We start from the raw sequence: 19,003 nt of genomic DNA, 5'->3' as shown, positions 1-19,003 counted from the left end.
TGCGGCCTGCTGCTCTCAATGCCGGGGTGGTTTACCCGCTAAGGTGCAAGTGCGGCCAGCTGTCAGCCACCAGAAACACGCGGTCCACCTCATGCCATTCGCCTTCCGGGCCTGGTTCAAGCCGGACCAGCATCTGCGCCGGTGCTTGCGGGTCAAGCCCCTCAAGCCATTGAGCGAACTGCCCCGCGGCCCAGCCTTGATCTGCCTCGAACCTTGCCGGTGCCAGCCAGGCATGGCGGGGCAGGGGCTGCCAGCGTCCCACCTTGGCCAGTGCCCAATCCCGCCGCCGCAACCACCGCCCGCGCAGGTGCAGCGGGTTGGCCCCTGCAGGCGATTCGGCGTGCCCAAACCACGGATAGAACAGATACCCCGCCAGCCACAGGTGTGCCTGTACCTGGCCAATACCAAGCCCGGCCAGCGCCTCACGGCTTTGTGCGTCTGCCGACATGGGCAATTGGTGCCCGGCCAGGTGCGCCAGTTTGGTGCCCAGCCGGTCATGGCAACCCGGCCCGAGCCACTGCGCGGGGTCATGGCCTTGGCCGTCCGTTGGCCCCAGGTAGAGCTTTATGGCCAGCTCCAGATGGTGGGTGCCGTCGGCATCGCGCAGCACAATATCCAACTCGCCCAGCGTGCGCCCACCGGTACGGATCGCCAGGTTGGCCGCCAGCAGCTCGACACCGGGCGCCTGGCCCAGGGCGAACTGCCACAGGCCTTCGTAGTACAGGCCCAGGCGCCGGCTGGTGCTGTTTGCCAGCCACTCACGCAGGGGCTGATCGTCGGCATCCAGCGCCTGTAACCAGTCTTTCAGGCGCTGGGGGTCTACCGCCCAGGTGCTGCCGGCCAGCGGATGGCGCTGGGGGCAGGGCGGTGTGCTCAGCAGCGGTGGCGACAGCAGCGTCCAGGCCAAGTCGCGCACGGCGGCTCGGCGCAATTGGCGAGGCAGGTCGTGGAGTTCGGCGAAAGGCATCATGCTGCGAGCATAGCCGGTTTGCCGCTGCCCGGTCGTTTCGCCCATAATCGCGGCATAGTCACCCGCCGCAGAGCCTTGCAGGAGCCCCATGGAGCAATTTCGCAATATCGGTATCATCGGCCGCCTTGGCAGCTCGCAGGTGCTCGACACCATTCGCCGACTGAAAAAATTCCTCCTCGAGCGCCACCTGCACGTGATCCTCGAGGACACCATTGCCGAAGTGCTGCCTGGCCACGGCCTGCAGACCTCCACGCGCAAGTTGCTGGGCGAAGTATGCGACCTGGTCATCGTCGTCGGCGGTGACGGCAGCCTGCTCGGCGCCGCGCGTGCTCTGGCACGGCACAACATCCCTGTCCTGGGGATCAACCGCGGCAACCTGGGCTTCCTCACCGATATCCGTCCGGACGAGCTGGAAGAAAAGGTCGCCGCAGTGCTTGACGGCCACTACCTGGTGGAAAACCGCTTCCTGCTGCAGGCCGAGGTGCGCCGCCACCACGAGGCCATCGGCCAGGGCGATGCGCTCAACGATGTGGTCCTGCACCCGGGCAAGTCGACGCGGATGATCGAGTTCGAGATCTACATCGACGGCCAGTTCGTCTGCAGCCAGAAGGCCGACGGCCTGATCGTCGCCACCCCCACCGGCTCGACCGCCTACGCGCTGTCGGCCGGCGGCCCGATCATGCACCCCAAGCTCGACGCCATTGTCATTGTGCCCATGTACCCGCACACGCTGTCGGGCCGCCCGATCGTGGTCGACGGCAACAGTGAGCTGAAGATCGTGGTGTCCAAGGACCTGCAGATCTACCCGCAGGTATCCTGTGACGGTCAGAACCACTTCACCTGCGCCCCCGGCGATACCATCACCGTGAGCAAGAAGCCGCAGAAACTGCGCCTGATCCACCCGCTGGGCCACAATTACTACGAGGTTTGCCGCACCAAGCTCGGTTGGGGCAGCCGCCTGGGGGGCAGGGACGACTGATGTTCGATCCGGCGCGAAGTTTCGACATCATCGGTGACGTGCATGGCTGTGCGCTGACCCTCGAACGCCTGCTCGACACCCTCGGCTACAAGCGTGTCGGTGGCGTCTGGTGCCACCCGCGGCGTCAGGCGCTGTTCCTCGGCGACATCGTCGACCGCGGCCCGCGTATCCGCGAGGCGCTGCACATCGTCCACGACATGGTCGAGGCCGGCCAGGCCTTCTGTATCATGGGCAACCACGAATACAACGCCCTGGGCTGGGTAACCCCGGCGCTGCCCGGCAGCGGCAAGGCCTACGTGCGCGAGCACACGCCGCGCCATGCCCGCCTGATCGACGAGACCCTGACCCAGTTCGCCCACCACCCCGGTGACTGGCACGATTTTCTGCAGTGGTTCTACGACATGCCGCTGTTCGTCGACGCCGGGCGGTTCCGCCTGGTGCATGCCTGCTGGGACCCGCGGCTGATCGACCCGCTGCGCCAGCAATACCCCGACGGGCGCATCGACGAACACTTCATCCAGGCCTCGGCCGTGCCCGGCAGCTTCGCCTCCACGGTCTGCAACCGCCTGTTGCGCGGCACCGACATGCGCCTGCCGGACGGCCTGACGTTGACCGGCGGCGATGGCCTGACCCGCGCCTTCTTCCGTACCAAGTTCTGGGAAGAAGACCCGAAGACCTATGGCGACATCGTCTTCCAGCCTGACGCGCTGCCCGATGAGGTGGCCCGCACGCCGCTCAGCCACACCGAGAAAAATGCCTTGCTACGCTATGCCGAAGAGGAGCCGCTGCTGTTCGTCGGCCATTACTGGCGCAGCGGCCGCCCGGCGCCGATCCGCCCCAACCTGGCCTGCCTGGACTACAGTGCGGTGCTGTACGGCAAGCTGGCGGCCTATCGGCTGGATGATGAAACCCGGATCGACCCGCACAAGTTCGTCTGGGTCGACGTCGATCGACCGCAGGCCAATCAATGAATATCGTCGAAGTGATACGCCTGCCGCTGTCGGTCGACCTCAGCGGCTTCGTGCACCTGCTGCAACGCCTGCAGGTGCCGCACCGGGTCAGCGAAGAAGGCGAAGCCCAGGTCCTCTGGGCACCGGAAACCATGGCTGCGGATGTCCTTGAGCTGTACCAGCGCTACCCAGACGGCAACGCTGATGTCGAGCTTGCGCAGGCCCCTGCGCAAGGCGACTTGCCGGCGAAAGGGCCGACACTGGCCGAGCAGGCAAAAGCCTGCAAGGTCACCGCCGCCGTTCTCTTGCTGTGCCTGATCGTCGCTGGCCTTACCGGCCTGGGCGACAACCTCGTCACCATCAGCTGGTTCACCTTCCTCGACTACCGCGTCCAGGGTGAATACCTGCACTTCACGCCGCTGGCCCAGGGCCTTGCCGAAGGCCAATGGTGGCGCCTGGTGTCGCCGATGCTGCTGCACTTCGGCGTACTGCACCTGGCCATGAACGGCATGTGGTACTGGGAACTGGGCAAGCGCATCGAACTGCGCCAGGGCCCTTGGTTGCTGGCTGGCCTGACCTTGCTGTTCAGCCTGGTGTCCAACCTGGCCCAGCACTACACCAGTGGCCCGAGCCTGTTCGGCGGCCTGTCCGGGGTGCTGTACGGCTTGCTCGGCCATGTCTGGCTGTACCAGTGGCTGGCGCCCAACCCACACTTCAGCCTGCCCAAGGGCGTGCTGGTGATGATGCTCATCTGGCTGGTCATCTGCCTGACCGGTGTGGTCGGCCAACTCGGTTTTGGCCAGATCGCCAACGCCGCGCACGTCGGCGGGCTGCTCATCGGATGCCTGACGGGCCTCTTGGGTGGTGCGCTGGCGCGGCGTAAACTGTCCGCTTGATTTAGGAGACGCTATGTCCACGTTCGCGCAAATGATCGAAAACATCACGCCGCAGATCTACGAAAGCCTGAAAACGGCCGTGGAAATCGGCAAATGGTCCGATGGCCGCAAGCTCACCGCCGAGCAGAAGGAGCTGTCGCTGCAGGCGGTGATCGCCTGGGAGATGAAAAACCTGCCAGAAGACCAGCGTACCGGCTACATGGGGCCCCAGGAGTGCGCATCGAAGTCTGCGCCGATCCCTAACATTCTGTTCAAGTCGGACTCGGTACATTGATCGAACTCGCTCGTGGCTCTTTGAGCAAGATGGCGGTAAGCCTGGAAGCACCCGTGGTGCAGTACAGTTTTCGCCTGGATGACACGCAGGTGCCGGTCAACCCGCTGATCGGCCAGACCCTGCGCCTGCAATACCTCGGCGCCATTCACTGCAGCCATTGCGGCAAACGCACCAAGACCAGCTTCAGCCAGGGTTACTGCTACCCGTGCATGACCAAGCTGGCCCAGTGCGACATGTGCATCATGGCGCCGGAACGCTGCCACTACGACGCCGGCACCTGCCGCGAGCCGTCCTGGGGCGAGCAGTTCTGCATGACCGACCACGTGGTCTACCTGGCCAACTCGTCCGGGGTCAAGGTTGGCATCACCCGCGCTACGCAGTTGCCCACCCGCTGGCTTGACCAGGGTGCGAGCCAGGCGTTGCCGATCATGCGCGTGGCGACCCGCCAGCAATCGGGCCTGGTCGAAGACGTATTGCGCAGCCAGGTGCCGGACCGCACCAATTGGCGCGCGCTGCTCAAGGGCGACGCCGAGGTGCTCGACCTGGTGGCCATTCGCGAGCAGATCTTCGATGCCTGCGCCGATGGCCTGCGCGATCTGCAGGCGCGCTTCGGCCTGCAGGCGATCCAGCCGCTGCCCGATGCCGAAGTGGTGCAGATGAAATACCCGGTCCAGGCCTACCCGAAAAAGATCGTCAGCTTCAACCTCGACAAGGACCCGGTGGTGGAAGGCACGCTGCTGGGCATCAAGGGGCAGTACCTGATCTTCGACACCGGCGTGATCAATATTCGCAAGTACACGGCCTACCAGTTGGCCGTGCTCCAGTAAAAAGGACCTGCACATGCGTACCGAACAACCGCAAGTGATCTACCTCAAGGACTACCAGGCGCCCGAGTACCTGATCGACGAGACGCACCTGACCTTCGAGCTGTTCGAGGACCACACGCTGGTCCATGCGCAACTGGTCATGCGCCGCAATCCGGCACGCGGTGCCGGCCTGCCGCCACTGGTGCTCGACGGCCAGCAGCTCGAGCTGCTGCGCGCCTCGCTGGACGATCAGCAACTGCAGGCGAGCGACTACCAGCTCGAAGCCGACAGCCTCACGCTGCACCCCAAGGCCGAGCGTTTCACCCTCGACACCAGCGTGAAGATCCACCCCGAGAGCAACACAGCGCTGGAAGGCCTGTACAAGTCCGGCAAGATGTTCTGCACCCAGTGCGAGGCCGAGGGTTTCCGCAAGATCACTTACTACCTCGACCGCCCGGACGTGATGAGCACCTTCACCACCACGGTGATCGCCGAGCAGCATCGCTACCCGGTGCTGCTGTCCAACGGCAACCCGATCGGCAGCGGGCCGGCTGAAGATGGCCGCCATTGGGCGACCTGGGAAGACCCGTTCATGAAGCCGGCCTACCTGTTCGCGCTGGTGGCCGGTGACCTGTGGTGCGTCGAGGACACGTTCGTGCGCCAGTCCGGCCGCGACGTGACCCTGCGCATCTATGTCGAACCCGAGAACATCGACAAGTGCGACCACGCCATGGTCAGCCTGAAGAAGTCCATGCGCTGGGACGAGGAAGTCTATGGCCGTGAGTACGACCTGGACATCTTCATGATCGTCGCGGTCAACGACTTCAACATGGGCGCCATGGAAAACAAGGGCCTGAACATCTTCAACTCCAGCTGCGTGCTGGCCCGCGCCGAAACCGCCACCGATGCTGCCCACCAGCGTGTCGAAGGCGTGGTCGCCCACGAGTATTTCCACAACTGGTCGGGCAACCGCGTGACCTGCCGCGACTGGTTCCAGTTGTCGCTCAAGGAAGGTTTCACGGTGTTCCGCGACGCCGAATTCAGCGCCGACATGAACTCGCGCACGGTCAAGCGCATCGAGGACGTCGCCTACCTGCGAACCCACCAGTTTGCCGAAGATGCAGGGCCCATGGCCCACCCGGTGCGCCCGGACAGTTTCATCGAGATTTCCAACTTCTACACCCTGACCGTGTACGAGAAGGGCGCCGAAGTGGTGCGCATGGTCCGTACCCTGCTGGGCGCCGAGGGTTTCCGCAAGGGCAGCGACCTGTACTTCGAACGCCATGATGGCCAGGCGGTGACCACCGATGACTTCATCAAAGCCATGGAAGACGCCAACGGCGTCGACCTCACCCAGTTCAAGCGCTGGTACAGCCAGGCCGGCACGCCGCGCCTGGATGTCAGCGAGGTCTACGACGCCACAGCACAAACCTACAGCCTGACCTTCCGCCAGAGCTGCCCGCAGACGCCGGACAAGGCCGAGAAACTGCCGTTCGTGATCCCGGTGGAGCTGGGCCTGCTGGATGCCGAGGGCAACGACCTGCCACTGCGCCTGGCCGGTGAGGCCGCCGCTGTTGGTACTGGCCGCGTACTGTCGGTGACCGAGGCCGAGCAGACGTTCACTTTCGAAGGTATCCAGGCCAAGCCGCTGCCATCGCTGCTGCGCGGCTTCAGTGCGCCGGTGAAGCTGAGCTTCCCGTACGACCGTGACCAGTTGATGTTCCTGATGCAGCACGACAGCGATGGCTTCAACCGCTGGGAAGCGGGTCAGCAACTGTCGGTACAGGTACTGCAGCAGTTGATCGGCCAGCATCAGCGTGGTGAAGCACTGAAACTCGATCAGCGCTTGATCACTGCCCTGGGCACTGTTCTGGCCAACGAGTCGCTGGACGCCGCGATGGTTGCCGAGATGCTGTCGCTGCCGGGCGAAGCCTACCTGACCGAGATCAGCCAGGTGGCTGATGTCGACGCCATCCACACGGCACGCGAATTCGCCCGCCGGCAGATCGCCGAGCAGTTGTTCGATGGCCTGTGGGCGCGCTATCAGGCGCACCGCGAGGTTTCGCGCAACACCGCCTACGTCGCCGCAGCCGAGCACTTCGCCCGTCGCAGCCTGCAGAACATTGCTCTGTCGTACCTGATGCTCAGCGGTAAACCGCAGGTGCTGGCAGCGACCCTTGAGCAATTCGACAACTGCGACAACATGACTGAACGGCTGACGGCGCTGGCCGTGCTGGTCAATTCGCCGTTCGAGGCCGAGCGTGCCAAGGCCCTGGAAACGTTCGCCGAGCACTTCAAGGACAACCCGCTGGTCATGGATCAGTGGTTCAGTGTGCAGGCAGCCAGTGCCTTGCCGGGCGGGCTGGCGCGGGTCAAGGCGCTGATGCAGCACCCGGCGTTCACCCTGAAAAACCCGAACAAGGTGCGTGCGCTGGTCGGTGCGTTTGCCGGACAGAACCTGGTCAACTTCCATGCGGCCGATGGCTCGGGTTATCGCTTCCTGGCGGACCTTGTGATCGAACTGAATGCGCTGAACCCGCAGATCGCTTCGCGTCAACTGGCACCGCTGACCCGCTGGCGCAAGTATGACGACGCGCGCCAGGCGCTGATGAAGGGCGAGCTGGAGCGGATTCTCGCTTCCGGGGCGCTGTCCAGCGATGTGTATGAAGTGGTGAGCAAAAGCCTGGCATAAAGTCTGGGATCTCCCACAGGTAATGCACAAGCCTTCAGGGCGGTGCAGTACCTGTGGGAGTCGGCTTGCCGGCGATTGGGCTGTGCAACAGCCCCTTGTTTCTGGTTAACAAAACATAACGTCCCGCTCGTTGTATTCCCGCAAACATCCCCGCTACGATGGCCCGAAGCTATTGCAGGCCTCTACCACAAGGTTTTCGCAGTACCTGCAAGGCACAGACCCACCAAGAACAACAAACAGGGGACGGTCATGAGGGAGCGGGTAATGACGCAGGCCAGGCGCGGTGCCTGGCCGTTGGCGGCCGGCGCAATGCTGGCGCTGGCACTGGGGATGTGGGCGGGCAGCACGCAAGCCGCCGCTGCCCAGGAGTATTCCACCGAATCGGCAAAGGCCAGCCAGAGCCTGCTGATCGATGCCGCTCATGCTGGCAAGCGCCTGGTGGTAGTGGGCGATCGCGGCCACATTCTGTTCTCCGATGACCAGGGCAAGACCTGGACCCAGGCCCGGGTGCCTACCCGGCAATTGCTCACCGCAGTGTTCTTCGTCGACGACAAGCGTGGCTGGGCAGTCGGGCACGATGCGCAGATCCTCGCCAGCAACGATGGCGGTGCGACCTGGAGCAAGCAGTTCGAAGACCTTGCCCGTGAAGCCCCGTTGCTCGATGTCACTTTCCTCGATGCCCAGCACGGCTTTGCCGTGGGCGCTTACGGCGCACTGCTGGAAACCCGCGATGGCGGCCAGCACTGGCAGGACGTCGCCGAGCGCCTGGACAACCCCGACCAGATGCACCTCAACGGTATTGCCCAGATCAGGGATGCCGGCCTGTTCATCGTCGGCGAGCAGGGCAGCATGTTTCGCTCCAGCGACAGCGGCCAGAGCTGGAGCAAGCTCGATGGCCCCTACGAGGGCTCGCTGTTCGGCGTGATCGGCACCGCCCAGCCGCAGACACTGCTGGCCTACGGCCTGCGCGGCAACCTGTTCCGCTCTACGGACTTTGGTGATAGCTGGCAGCCGATCGAACTCAAGGCCGCGCGCGGCAACCTCGAATTCGGCCTGGCAAGCGCTACGCTTCTGGATGATGGCAGCCTGATACTGGTCGGCAATGGCGGCAGCGTGCTGCGCAGCATTGATGACGGGCAGAGCTTCACTGTCTACAACCGCGCCGACCGCATTGCCCTGGCCGGTGTCAGTGGCCTGGCCAATGGCGGCTTGCTGCTGGTAGGGCAGGGCGGTTTACATCTGGCCACCGGCGAAGGTGCCGACCAGGCAGCCGAGGAGCCTCGCCCATGACCAGCCGAGAGAGCATCATGCAGCCCCACCACCAAGACAAACCCACGCTGCTGGAACGGCTGATCTTCAACAACCGCCCGGTGGTCATCGCCCTGTGCGTGCTGGTGAGCATCTTCCTGTTCTGGCAGGCCGCGCAGATTCGCCCCTCGACCAGTTTCGAGAAGATGATTCCGCTCGAGCATCCGTTCATCGAGCAGATGATGGAGCACCGCAACGACCTGGCCAACCTCGGCAACACCGTGCGCATTTCGGTCGAGGCGGTCAACGGCGACATTTTCGACAAGAATTACATGGAGACCCTGCGCCAGATCCATGATGAGGTGTTCTACATCCCCGGCGTCGACCGCGCGGGCCTCAAGTCGTTGTGGAGCCCCAGCGTGCGCTGGAGTGAAGTCACCGAGGAGGGGTTCTCCGGCGGCGAGGTAATCCCCAATACCTACAACGGTTCGCAAGACAGCCTCGACTCACTGCGCGACAACGTGCTCAAGTCCGGCCAGGTCGGGCGCCTGGTGGGCAACAACTTCAAGTCCAGCATCGTCGATGTACCCTTGCTGGAAAGCTACCCCGATCCGCAGGACCCCGGGAAGCAGGTCAAGCTGGACTACCAGCAGTTCTCGCACCTGCTCGAGGAGAAAATTCGCGACAAGTTCCAGGCGCAGAACCCCAATGTGAAGGTGCACATCGTCGGCTTCGCCAAAAAGGTCGGTGATCTGATCGACGGCCTGGTGATGGTAGCGATGTTCTTTGGGGTGGCGTTGGTCATCACCTGGGTCCTGCTCTACTGGTTCACCTGGTGCATCCGCAGCACCATCGCCGTGCTGATCACCACCCTGGTGGCAGTGGTCTGGCAATTGGGCCTGATGCATGTGGTGGGCTTTGGCCTGGACCCTTACTCGATGCTGGTGCCGTTCCTGATCTTTGCCATCGGCATTTCCCATGGGGTGCAGAAGATCAACGGCATCGCCCTGCAGTCCAGTGATGCCGAGAATGCCCTGACCGCTGCCCGGCGCACCTTCCGTCAGCTGTTCCTGCCCGGGATGATCGCGATTCTCGCCGATGCGGTGGGCTTCATTACCCTGCTGATCATCGACATCGGCGTGATCCGCGAGCTGGCCATCGGTGCGTCGATCGGCGTGGCGGTGATCGTCTTCACCAACCTGATCCTGCTGCCGGTAGCCATCTCCTACATCGGCATCAGCAAAAAGGCCATCGAGCGCAGCAAGAAGGACGCCACCCGGGAGCATCCGTTCTGGCGCCTGCTGTCGAACTTCGCCAGCGCCAAGGTGGCACCGGTGTCCATCGCGCTGGCCCTGGTCGCCTTCGCTGGTGGCCTGTGGTACAGCCAGAACCTGAAGATCGGCGACCTCGACCAGGGCGCGCCGGAGCTGCGCCCGGACTCGCGCTACAACCAGGACAACAACTTCATCATCAGCAACTACTCGACCAGCTCCGATGTGCTGGTGGTGATGGTCAAGACGCCGGCGGAGAGCTGCTCGATCCACTCGACCATGGCACCGATCGACGAGCTGATGTGGACCATGGAGAACACCCCCGGCGTGCAGTCGGCGATCTCTCTGGTGACGGTGTCCAAGCAGGTGATCAAGGGCATGAACGAGGGCAGCCTGAAATGGGAAACCCTGTCGCGCAACCCGGACATCCTCAACAACTCCATCGCCCGCGCCGACGGCCTGTACAACGCCGACTGCTCGCTGGCGCCGGTGCTGGTGTTCCTCAACGACCACAAGGCCGAAACCCTGGAACGTGTCACCAGCGCTGCCAAGGCGTTTGCCGAAAGCCATGACAAGGACGGCTTGCAGTTCCTGCTGGCGGCGGGCAACGCCGGGATCGAGGCTGCGACCAACGAGGTGATCAAGTCGGCCGAGCTGACCATCCTGATCCTGGTGTACATCTGCGTGGCGGTGATGTGCCTGATCACCTTCCGCTCCTTTGCTGCCACCCTGTGCATCGTGCTGCCGCTGGTGCTGACCTCGGTACTGGGCAATGCGCTGATGGCCTTCATGGGGATCGGGGTGAAGGTCGCCACCTTGCCGGTGGTGGCGTTGGGCGTGGGTATCGGTGTCGATTATGGCATCTACATCTACAGCCGCCTGGAAAGCTTCCTGCGTGCCGGCCTGCCGCTGCAGGAAGCTTATTACCAGACCCTGCGTTCGACCGGCAAGGCGGTACTGTTCACCGGCCTGTGCCTGGCCATCGGCGTGTGCACCTGGATCTTCTCGGCCATCAAGTTCCAGGCCGACATGGGCCTGATGCTGACCTTCATGCTGCTGTGGAACATGTTCGGTGCGCTGTGGCTGCTGCCGGCACTGGCGCGGTTCCTGATCAAGCCCGAGAAGATGGCAGGCAAGCAGGGCGGTTCGATCTTCGCCCATTGAATGGTGGAGGGCCGCTTTGCGGCCCAATCTCCGGTTTGTCGTGGCGACGAACTGCGGCGACTGGGCTGCAAAGCGGCGCGAAGGCTATACTGTCGCCTCTTTTTCAGCTGGTACCTTCATGTCTCCCCTCGCCACCGCCCTCGCATCCTGCGACATGCTACTGATCGATGGCCTGCACGCCTTCGACTTCAACCTTGATGAAACAGGCCTGACGGTCGAATGCATGGACGGCCGCCAACACCGGCGTTGGGCCTTCACTGCCGAACAGGTCGCCGCTGCCATCGGCGCCGGTGACGAGTGGCAACTGCACGATGCCCAGGGCGAGCATCGTCTAGTCTGTATGAGTGCCTTTCGCGCCCCGGATGAAGACGACGATGAACCCGACCTGGACGAGCCTGCTGGCCGCTAGCCTCATGAGCCTGACTTTGAATGCCCAGGCCGTCACGCTGCTGGTGGGCAGTTATACCGATGGTGCGAGCCAAGGTATCTACCGTTACCAGTTCGACAGCAAGACTGGCCTCATCGGCCCTGCGCCGCAGCAGGTGGTCAAGAGCGTCAGCCCTTCCTGGCTGGTGCTTTCGGCGGATCAGCGGCAACTGTTCGCGGTCAACGAGGCGCCAAAGGGCCACGCCAGCAGTTTCAGCGTGAGCAGCAAGGGTGAGATCAAGCCGCTGAACCAGGTTGCCACCCGTGGCGACGAACCGACGCATGCCAGCCTCAGCCGCGACCAGCGTTACTTGTTCGTTGCCAACTACGCCGTTGCTCCAGACCCGGGCGGCAGCCTGGTGGTGATACCGGTGGCCAAAGACGGCAAACTCAAGGATGTGGTGCAGCAGGCCGGACACGAGCCCAGTGGGGTGAACCCCGAGCGCCAGGCCGGTGCCCATGTGCATTCAGTGGTGCTGTCGCCGGACGGTAGTCACCTGTATGCCAGTGACCTGGGGGCCGACAGGGTATTCATCTACCGCTACGACGGCGCCAGCACCGACCGCCCGCTAAGCCCGGCCATCCCCGCATCGGTCGACCTGCCAGCTGGCAGTGGCCCGCGTCACCTGTTGTTCGATGCCAAGGGGCGGCATGCCTATCTGACGCTGGAAATGAGCGCCGAAGTGGTCATGTTCGATGTCGAGGATGCTGCCCTGCGCGAACGCCAGCGCCTGCCGCTGACCGAGCAGCAGGACGTGGCGGCCAAGGCGGCAGGCGGCCTGCACCTCTCGGCGGACGGGCGCTTTCTGTATGTGAGCAACCGCGGCACGGCCAATGAGATCGTTGCATTCAGTGTGGGCAAGGATGATGGGCAGCTGGCCTTCCTGCAGCGTCGTTCTGTGGAGGGCGACCACCCGCGGGAGTTTGCCCTGGACCCGAGTGACAATTTCCTGCTGGTGGCCAACCAGAAGAGCAACCAGATCGTGGTCATGCGCCGCGATCCGCGTACGGGCAAGCTGGGTGAGACTGTGCAGACCCTGGCGCAGGACGCACCTTCGGATTTGAAGTTCATCGAGTGACTATCGATCAGGGGCGCGCCATCACTGCGTTGAACAGGTCAGACGCCAACCATCCCTCCAGCCAGCTGCGCACACGCGGATAGTTCGCCTCGGCGAACCACTGCGGCTCGACCCCGGCAAACTGGCGCATCAGGGGCAGCAGTGCGGCGTCGACCAGGCTTGGATGGTGGGCCAGCAGGTAGGGCCGGCCCTCTAGCAGGTGTTCAAGCGCCGCCAGCCAGGCCTCGGCCTGCTGACGGTAATGTTCGCGTGTGTGCTCGGGGTATCGCTCGGCATATTTGTACAGGTTGACCTGCGCCTTGAATTCGCTGTCGTTGCGGGCAATAAGTCGGTCAGCCTGTTGTGCGGCTGCAGGGTCAGCCTGCAGCCGCCAGTCCTGCGGGTCATTGCGCTCGAGCGCCCAGCGCATGATGTCCAGGCTTTCCTCTAGCAGGCATTCGCCGGTGTCGAGCACCGGCACCGTCCCCTTGGGTGACAAAGCCAGCAACTCGGCCGGCTTGTTCTTCATTGCCACTTCGCGGATGTGTACCTCGCACCCGGCATAGCGCAGTGCCAGGCGCGCACGCATGGCCCATGGGCAACGGCGAAACGAGTAAAGGATCACCCGCATACCTCGACATCACTCAGGCCGTTACCCTGGCGCCGCACCTGGATCTGCACCGGAATGCGTTCGTGCATCTCTTGCACATGGGAGATCACCGCCACCTTGCGGCCCTGTGCCTGAAGGCCGTCGAGGGCGTCCATGGCCAATTGCAGCGACTCGGGGTCGAGGCTGCCGAACCCCTCGTCGATGAACAGCGACTCGATACGCAGGGTGCTCGACGCCATTGACGCCAGGCCCAGGGCCAGGGCCAGCGAGACCAGGAAGGTTTCACCGCCAGACAAGGAGTGCACCGAGCGCAGTTCGTCGCCCATCTCGGTGTCCAGCACCAGCAGCCCCAGGGCGCTGCCGCCACGTTTCAGGCGGTAGCGCCGCGCCAGTTGGCGCAACTGGGCGTTGGCATGGTGCAGCAGCAGGTCAAGGTTGTAGCCCTGGGCGATCTTGCGGAACACATCGCCGGAGGCCGAGCCGATCAGTGCATTCAGGCGTGCCCAGCGCTGCCACTGCTCGCGGGCCTGTTCGATTTCGGCGGCCAGGGCCTGGTGCGCCTGCTGGCGGCGTTGGTCATCGGCCTGTTGCGCGCGCAGTTCGGCGCACTGTTGTTCCTGAACGTTGAGGTGCTGCTGGAGCTCGGCCAGGGTCTGCTCCAGGTCGTCAGCGGACAGCTCGCCCTGTGTCTGGGCGTTATGCTGCTCAAGCCGCTGTTCACGCTCCTGCAGCAGCACGCGAGCTTGTTCGATGGCTTTCTCTGCGTGCTGCAGCTGCTGGCGCAGGGCCCCAAGTTGCGCATCGTCGATGGCCAGCAGGCGATCGAGGCCACTGTCATCCAGCTCGGGGTGCTCGCTGCGCCACTGGGCGATTGCGCCCTGCAACTGCTGACACTCCTGCTCCAGTGCCTGCTGCCGTTGGGCGTTGGCATCAAGCTCGGCGGCCAGTTTCACGCCCTGGGTCCGCAGGTCCTGCAGGCGCTGCGCGGTGTCGGCATCGGCCGCACGGGCCTGCTCCAGTTGTGCCTCCAGGTGCTGTTGCCAGGCTTCTGCACTGGCATGTTGGCCTAGCAGTTCGGCGAGGTTGGCCTGCGCCTGCTGGCGCTGCTCGACAAGGCTGGCCAGTGTCTGCTGCAACTGCTGCTGCGCCTGCAGGCGTGTCTGCTGCTGGTCGCGCAGCTTGTCCAGCTGTACCTGGCGGGCTTGCTGTTCTTCCTGCTCGTCTTTGCGCTGCTCCAGCTGTTGCAAACGCTGGGCGATCTGCTGATCGAGGCCGAGGAAGGCATTGGCTGGGTCGTCGCTTAGGGCCTTCAGGACATCATCCGGCAGCACACTGGCCAGGTCATCCAGGCCTTGCTGCAACTGCTGTTCGTCGCTGGCCAGAGCCTGGTGTTGGTGGTCCAGGTGGCGCTGGGCCTGCTGTTGCGCTTCATGCGCCGCCTGCAATTGCTGGTTGAGGCGGGCAGCCTCTTTTTGCAAGGCGAGCAGGGCGCTCTGGCGTTTCTCGTCCTTGGCAATTTCATCGTCCAGGCGCTGCAGCTGGTTGGCCAGCCAGGCCGTGCGGGCTTTGTCGTCCTGGGGGGCGAGGGCAGGCCACAGGCTGTGAGCCTGCACCTGCGCAACCAATGGCTGCAATTGCTCGCTCAGTTGTACCTGTTGCTGCTGGTAGTCCTTGAGCTGGGCGTTGACCACGCCAAGCTGGGTGCGCAGTTCCACCAGCTTGCCATTGAGGGATTCGACCTGCTTCTGCGCCGCGTCCTCTTCGGCCTGGTCATGCCGGCCCAGGCTTTGCAGCAGCGCTTCAGGCTGGTGGAATGGGTGTTCGGCGCTGCCACACACCGGGCAGGGCTCGCCGTCGCGCAACTGGCCACGCAGCTCTTCGACGCTGGTGTTACGCGCCAGGCGCTGGCGCTCCAGCAGTTGGCGGGTGAGGGTGAGCGCCTGCTCGGCGGCCTCAAGCTCGGCCTTGGCTGCAGTCCCTTCGCCGATCAGTTGCTGGCGTTGTTGCATGGCCTGCTGCTGGCGCTCACGTATGGCCTCAAGTTGCTGGCGCAACTCCAGCTCGCGGCCATGCAGGCGCGACAGTGTTTCGACGGCACGCTGCTGTTTGCGATTGTCCTGGAGCATGCCGCCGAGCAGGTCGATCTGCTCGGCCAGCGCCTGTGGTTCGGCCTTGGCTTCGCGGAACAGCAGTTCGTAATGGTCGCGCTGCGCCTGCAACTGCACGTTGGCCTGGCTGGCCTGAGCCTGCAGGCCCGGCAGCTCTTCGCGGCCCTTGCTCAGCCGCCCGCCGATCAGCATCACTTGCTTGAGTTGGGGCAGGTAGGCCTGCCAGGCGTTTGCCAACCCGGCGAGGTGTTGGCTACCGGCCAGTGCCTCGTCGATCTGTGCCAGCTGTTGCAGGCTGCGTTGCTGATTTTCTTCCAGCTGCTGCTGTTGCTGCTGCCCTTCGGCGACGTGCTGGTCGGCCTGCTGGCTGGCCGTGCGTTGCGTTGTCAGCTCATTGTCCAGCCGTGCCAGGCTGTCCTGGCCGGCGAACGCCTGGCGCAGGCGCGGGGTGTTTTCGCTGTGCTGGGCCTGGCTGTCGGCGAGCGACTGGCGGGCCGCCAGCAGCGCCTGTTGCAGTTCGCCGGTGCGTGTCTGCAGCTCGCCTTGCTGCTGGTGTTGCGCTGCGATCTGCGCAGCCAAGGGCGCCAGTTGCGCGGTCAGTACTTGCTGGCGGTGGAACTGGTGGCGCTGCGGTGCCAGGCGCTCCAGGCGTTGCAGGTCGAGGCGTTGCTCGGCCAGGGCTTGCCAGCCTTGCTCGGCAGCCTGCAAGGCCGCGCTGGCTTCGTTGTGCTGGGCTTGCAGTTGGCGCTGTTCGTTGAGCCAGTTGCGCTGTTGCTCCAATTGGCGCTGCCGCGCCTGGTGGTTCTTGAATTGTTGCTGCGCCTGCTCCAGGCGCTCGTCGAGTTCGGCGCGGGCCTCTGCGACCATCGGTAGCAGGTGGCTGGCACGGTCTTTCAGTGCGTTGTGCGCTTCGCCGGTTTCCCGCGCCTTGGTGAAGGCGCGCTGGCCGAGGCGGGTGTAGATGGCGGTGTTGGTAAGCTTTTCCAGCAGCTCGCTGCGTTCTCTGTCGTCGGCCTTGAGGAAGGCACTGAACTCGCTTTGGGCCAGCATCACCGCGCGGGTGAACTGCTCGAAGTTCAGGCCCAGGCGGGCTTCGATCAGCTGCTTGTATTCGTTCTTGCCGCTGCCCAGCACCTGCTCGCTGTCAAGGTCGTAGAGGCTCTGGCGGCTGAGCTGCAGCTTGCCGTTGGCTTTGTCGCGGGCGCGGTTGGCCTCCCAGCGTGCGCGGTAGCGGTGGCCGTCGATGCCGATGAAATCGACCTCGGCAAAGCCGCTGCCGGTACCGCGGCGCAGCAGGTTGCGCGGGTCGGATGTGGGGATGTCGCCATTGGCGTCCGGCACCTTGGCTTCGCGGCCGATGGCGTTGAGCCGCGGCACGGTGCCGAACAGGGCCAGGCACAGGGCGTCGAGCAGGGTGCTCTTGCCGGCACCGGTCGGCCCGGTGATGGCGAACAGCCCGGCACTGGCCAGGGGTTCGGCGGTGAAGTCGATGTCGACCGGGCCGGCCAGGGATGCCAGGTTCTTCAGGCGGATGGCGAGAATCTTCATGGCTGTTCCTCTTCCAGCTGAACGTCCTGCAGCAACAGGGCGAAGTCGGCCAGGGCCTGTTCGTCGACGGGGTTGCCATAGGCCTGTTCCCAGGCGCGGCTGAACAGGTCCTGCGGGGTCATCTGCGACAGTTCGACGAACTCAAGATCGCTTTCTTCGTCGTTACCACGGCCAGCATATTCGGCGCCGATGCGGATCAGTCGCACCGCTTTGCCTTCCAATGCGCTTTCGATTTGCTGGCGCAGGTCGGGCTGCGGCTCGTCCAAGAGCACACGCACTTCGAGCCAGGGCTGGCGGTTGGGGTCTTCGAGCAGGTCGATCACCGGCAGCTCGGCCAGTTGCTCCAGCAGCTCGCCCAACGGCGCAGGGCCGATGCGCTGCAGGGCCACGGCGCGCGGCACCGGGCGCGCTTCGACGCTGACCAGTTCAGTGCCCTCGAGCTCGACTTCCAGCACCTGGTGCGGGTAATTGATTTCAGCGAACGACAATGGGATCGGCGAGCCGCTGTAGCGGATGCGGGTTTCGCGGTTGACCTTCTGCGGCTTGTGCAGGTGGCCCAGGGCAACGTAGCTGATGGCCTTGTCGAACAGTTTGGCCGGAAGGGCCTCGGCGTTACCGATGATCAGGCTGCGCTCGGAGTCTTCGGACACAGCACCGCCGGCCATGTGCGCGTGGCTGATGGCGACCAGCGCCTGGTCCTTCTTGCGTTTTTTCTGCGCGGCCGCGATCAGTTGCTGGTGCACCTGGTTGATGCCCTGCAGGTAGTCGTCGCCCAACTGCGGGCCGGTGACCTCGGCCGGGCGCAGGAAGGGCAGGGCCAGGCACCAGGCGGCCACCTTGCCGCGGCCGTTGGTCAGTGGGATCAGCAGGCGTTCGGCATCCAGCTGGCCTTCGTCGAGCCAATGCACACGGCCCAGCGCGTGGGTGCGCAGGCGGCGCATGAGCGCGGCGGGCAGCTCGATGCGCGAGCCGGAGTCATGGTTGCCGGCGATCATCACGATATCCAGCTTCGGCTGTTGCTCGTGGGCCTGGACGATGAAGTCGTAAAGCCGCTCCTGGGCTTTGACCGGTGGGTTGACCGTGTCGAAGATATCACCGGCGATCAGCAGCGCGTCGGGCTGGCGCAAGCGCAGCTGGCCGAGTAGCCAGTCGAGGAAGCAGGCGTGTTCGAAGTCGCGTTCCTGGCCGTGCAGGCTTTGGCCCAGGTGCCAGTCGGAGGTGTGAAACAGACGCATGGATGACCTGTTGGATTGGGACATGAAGGCTTCGGCATCTGGCGTCATGACAGCGCCAAGGTAGCCCTCGAAGGAGGGCGGTATGGTAACTCAAGTGGCTTGGCGATTGTCTGAGCCGGGCAGTGTTCGATGCGTTGAAAGGGAGGGCAGTGCGCTACAGGGACATTCCATTATGCGAACGGGTCGACATAGTGGCCATTTGCTCGCTTGTTGCCGGCCATCGCCGATGATCTAATCTTCGCCCCGGCCGCGGCGCTTGCGATGCTGCTGGTGTGGGCTACCGGAACCAATTTGAAAAGGAATTTTTATGCAAAGCACGCCACAAATCCAGGCCGATTACGCCAACCTCAAGCCTAAATGGCAGGAGCGTTTCGCTTTCTTCGATCAGCATGGAGGGCCACGTGAAACGAGTTACAAAGCTGCTTTTCGCGCCTTGCCGTTTCGCAAGAAACTGTTGATCAACAACAATTTCCTCGGATTCTTCTTTGGCCCGATCTACTGGTTCGTCCTGGGCATGTGGAAGAAGAACCTGGTCATGCTGGCCATCATTATGGGCATCGGGCTGCTTGAAGGCGTTTACGAGGCTGCCACGGGTAATGCGGTGCCTCGGGCGCTGGACCAGGGCATCAGTGTGGCCTTTGCCGTGCTGTATGGCATGTTGACCAATTATGCCTATTACCTGAAACAGACCAAAGGGGAGCAGGGCTGGAACCCGTTTCAGGGGCATCGGTTCATCTGATCGCTGCCGGTGATCAGCGGGGGAAGGGT

Annotated in this window: 15 protein-coding genes; 11 read left to right on the top strand and 4 right to left on the bottom strand. The window is 63.9% G+C overall.

Going from position 1 to position 19,003, the window contains the following annotated elements; genetic code table 11:
- Nucleotides 1–31 precede the first annotated feature (31 nt).
- Nucleotides 32–1,060: a DUF1853 family protein gene (locus NGJ21_RS04765; protein ID WP_251961896.1), complete on the bottom strand. Its 1,029-nt coding sequence runs from the start codon at nt 1,058–1,060 to the stop codon at nt 32–34.
- Here NGJ21_RS04765 and NGJ21_RS04760 point away from each other — a divergent pair.
- The 10 genes from NGJ21_RS04760 (at nt 1,059) to NGJ21_RS04715 (ending at nt 12,755) form a co-directional block, all read left to right on the top strand.
- Entirely contained in the window at nt 1,059–1,949 is an 891-nt protein-coding gene (locus tag NGJ21_RS04760) for an NAD(+) kinase (protein WP_012313480.1), read from the top strand. The genes NGJ21_RS04765 and NGJ21_RS04760 overlap by 2 nt on opposite strands.
- Entirely contained in the window at nt 1,949–2,920 is a 972-nt protein-coding gene (locus NGJ21_RS04755) for a metallophosphoesterase (RefSeq protein WP_046786515.1), read from the top strand. Before NGJ21_RS04760 ends, NGJ21_RS04755 begins: the two co-directional genes overlap by 1 nt.
- Nucleotides 2,917–3,795 (top strand): rhomboid family intramembrane serine protease, encoded by an 879-nt coding sequence (locus NGJ21_RS04750; protein WP_251961895.1) that lies wholly within the window; start codon nt 2,917–2,919, stop codon nt 3,793–3,795. Before NGJ21_RS04755 ends, NGJ21_RS04750 begins: the two co-directional genes overlap by 4 nt.
- Before the next feature lie 13 nt (nt 3,796–3,808).
- Nucleotides 3,809–4,069, top strand: a complete 261-nt coding sequence (locus NGJ21_RS04745) for a YeaC family protein (protein ID WP_046786513.1) — start codon at nt 3,809–3,811, stop codon at nt 4,067–4,069.
- Complete coding sequence (locus tag NGJ21_RS04740) at nt 4,066–4,896, top strand: DUF2797 domain-containing protein (RefSeq protein ID WP_046786512.1); 831 nt, start codon at nt 4,066–4,068, stop codon at nt 4,894–4,896. The genes NGJ21_RS04745 and NGJ21_RS04740 overlap by 4 nt, the downstream gene beginning before the upstream one ends.
- Nucleotides 4,897–4,909: 13 nt before the next feature.
- A complete protein-coding gene (gene pepN, locus NGJ21_RS04735; RefSeq protein WP_251961894.1) occupies nt 4,910–7,567 on the top strand; it encodes an aminopeptidase N in 2,658 nt (885 codons plus the stop codon).
- A gap of 249 nt (nt 7,568–7,816) precedes the next feature.
- Nucleotides 7,817–8,857 carry a WD40/YVTN/BNR-like repeat-containing protein gene (locus tag NGJ21_RS04730; RefSeq protein ID WP_115275652.1) on the top strand — a complete coding sequence of 347 codons (1,041 nt, stop codon included), beginning with the start codon at nt 7,817–7,819 and terminating at the stop codon, nt 8,855–8,857.
- Nucleotides 8,854–11,250: an efflux RND transporter permease subunit gene (locus tag NGJ21_RS04725; RefSeq protein WP_371316851.1), complete on the top strand. Its 2,397-nt coding sequence runs from the start codon at nt 8,854–8,856 to the stop codon at nt 11,248–11,250. Before NGJ21_RS04730 ends, NGJ21_RS04725 begins: the two co-directional genes overlap by 4 nt.
- Nucleotides 11,251–11,368: 118 nt before the next feature.
- A complete protein-coding gene (locus NGJ21_RS04720) occupies nt 11,369–11,659 on the top strand; it encodes a DUF5629 family protein (protein ID WP_115275578.1) in 291 nt (96 codons plus the stop codon).
- Nucleotides 11,625–12,755, top strand: a complete 1,131-nt coding sequence (locus NGJ21_RS04715; RefSeq protein ID WP_251961893.1) for a lactonase family protein — start codon at nt 11,625–11,627, stop codon at nt 12,753–12,755. The genes NGJ21_RS04720 and NGJ21_RS04715 overlap by 35 nt, the downstream gene beginning before the upstream one ends.
- A 7-nt stretch (nt 12,756–12,762) precedes the next feature.
- Here the strand turns inward: NGJ21_RS04715 and NGJ21_RS04710 are convergent, their stop codons facing one another.
- The 3 genes from NGJ21_RS04710 to NGJ21_RS04700 are packed head-to-tail and all read right to left on the bottom strand — an operon-like array spanning nt 12,763 to nt 18,235.
- Nucleotides 12,763–13,359, bottom strand: coding sequence for a glutathione S-transferase (locus NGJ21_RS04710; RefSeq protein ID WP_251962012.1), 597 nt, complete (start codon nt 13,357–13,359; stop codon nt 12,763–12,765).
- Complete coding sequence (locus tag NGJ21_RS04705) at nt 13,356–17,000, bottom strand: AAA family ATPase (protein ID WP_251961892.1); 3,645 nt, start codon at nt 16,998–17,000, stop codon at nt 13,356–13,358. The genes NGJ21_RS04710 and NGJ21_RS04705 overlap by 4 nt, the downstream gene beginning before the upstream one ends.
- Complete coding sequence (locus NGJ21_RS04700) at nt 16,997–18,235, bottom strand: exonuclease SbcCD subunit D C-terminal domain-containing protein (RefSeq protein ID WP_115275439.1); 1,239 nt, start codon at nt 18,233–18,235, stop codon at nt 16,997–16,999. Before NGJ21_RS04700 ends, NGJ21_RS04705 begins: the two co-directional genes overlap by 4 nt.
- Before the next feature lie 307 nt (nt 18,236–18,542).
- Here NGJ21_RS04700 and NGJ21_RS04695 point away from each other — a divergent pair, with 307 nt between their 5' ends.
- A complete protein-coding gene (locus tag NGJ21_RS04695; RefSeq protein ID WP_046786507.1) occupies nt 18,543–18,974 on the top strand; it encodes a DUF2628 domain-containing protein in 432 nt (143 codons plus the stop codon).
- The last annotated feature ends 29 nt before the right edge of the window (nt 18,975–19,003 follow it).

The organism is Pseudomonas sp. Marseille-Q5299 (assembly GCF_943737035.1).
In the GTDB taxonomy this organism is placed as follows: domain Bacteria; phylum Pseudomonadota; class Gammaproteobacteria; order Pseudomonadales; family Pseudomonadaceae; genus Aquipseudomonas; species Aquipseudomonas putida_E.
Note: the sequence above shows the minus strand (reverse complement) of the source record. Positions and strands in the feature narration are given on the sequence as shown.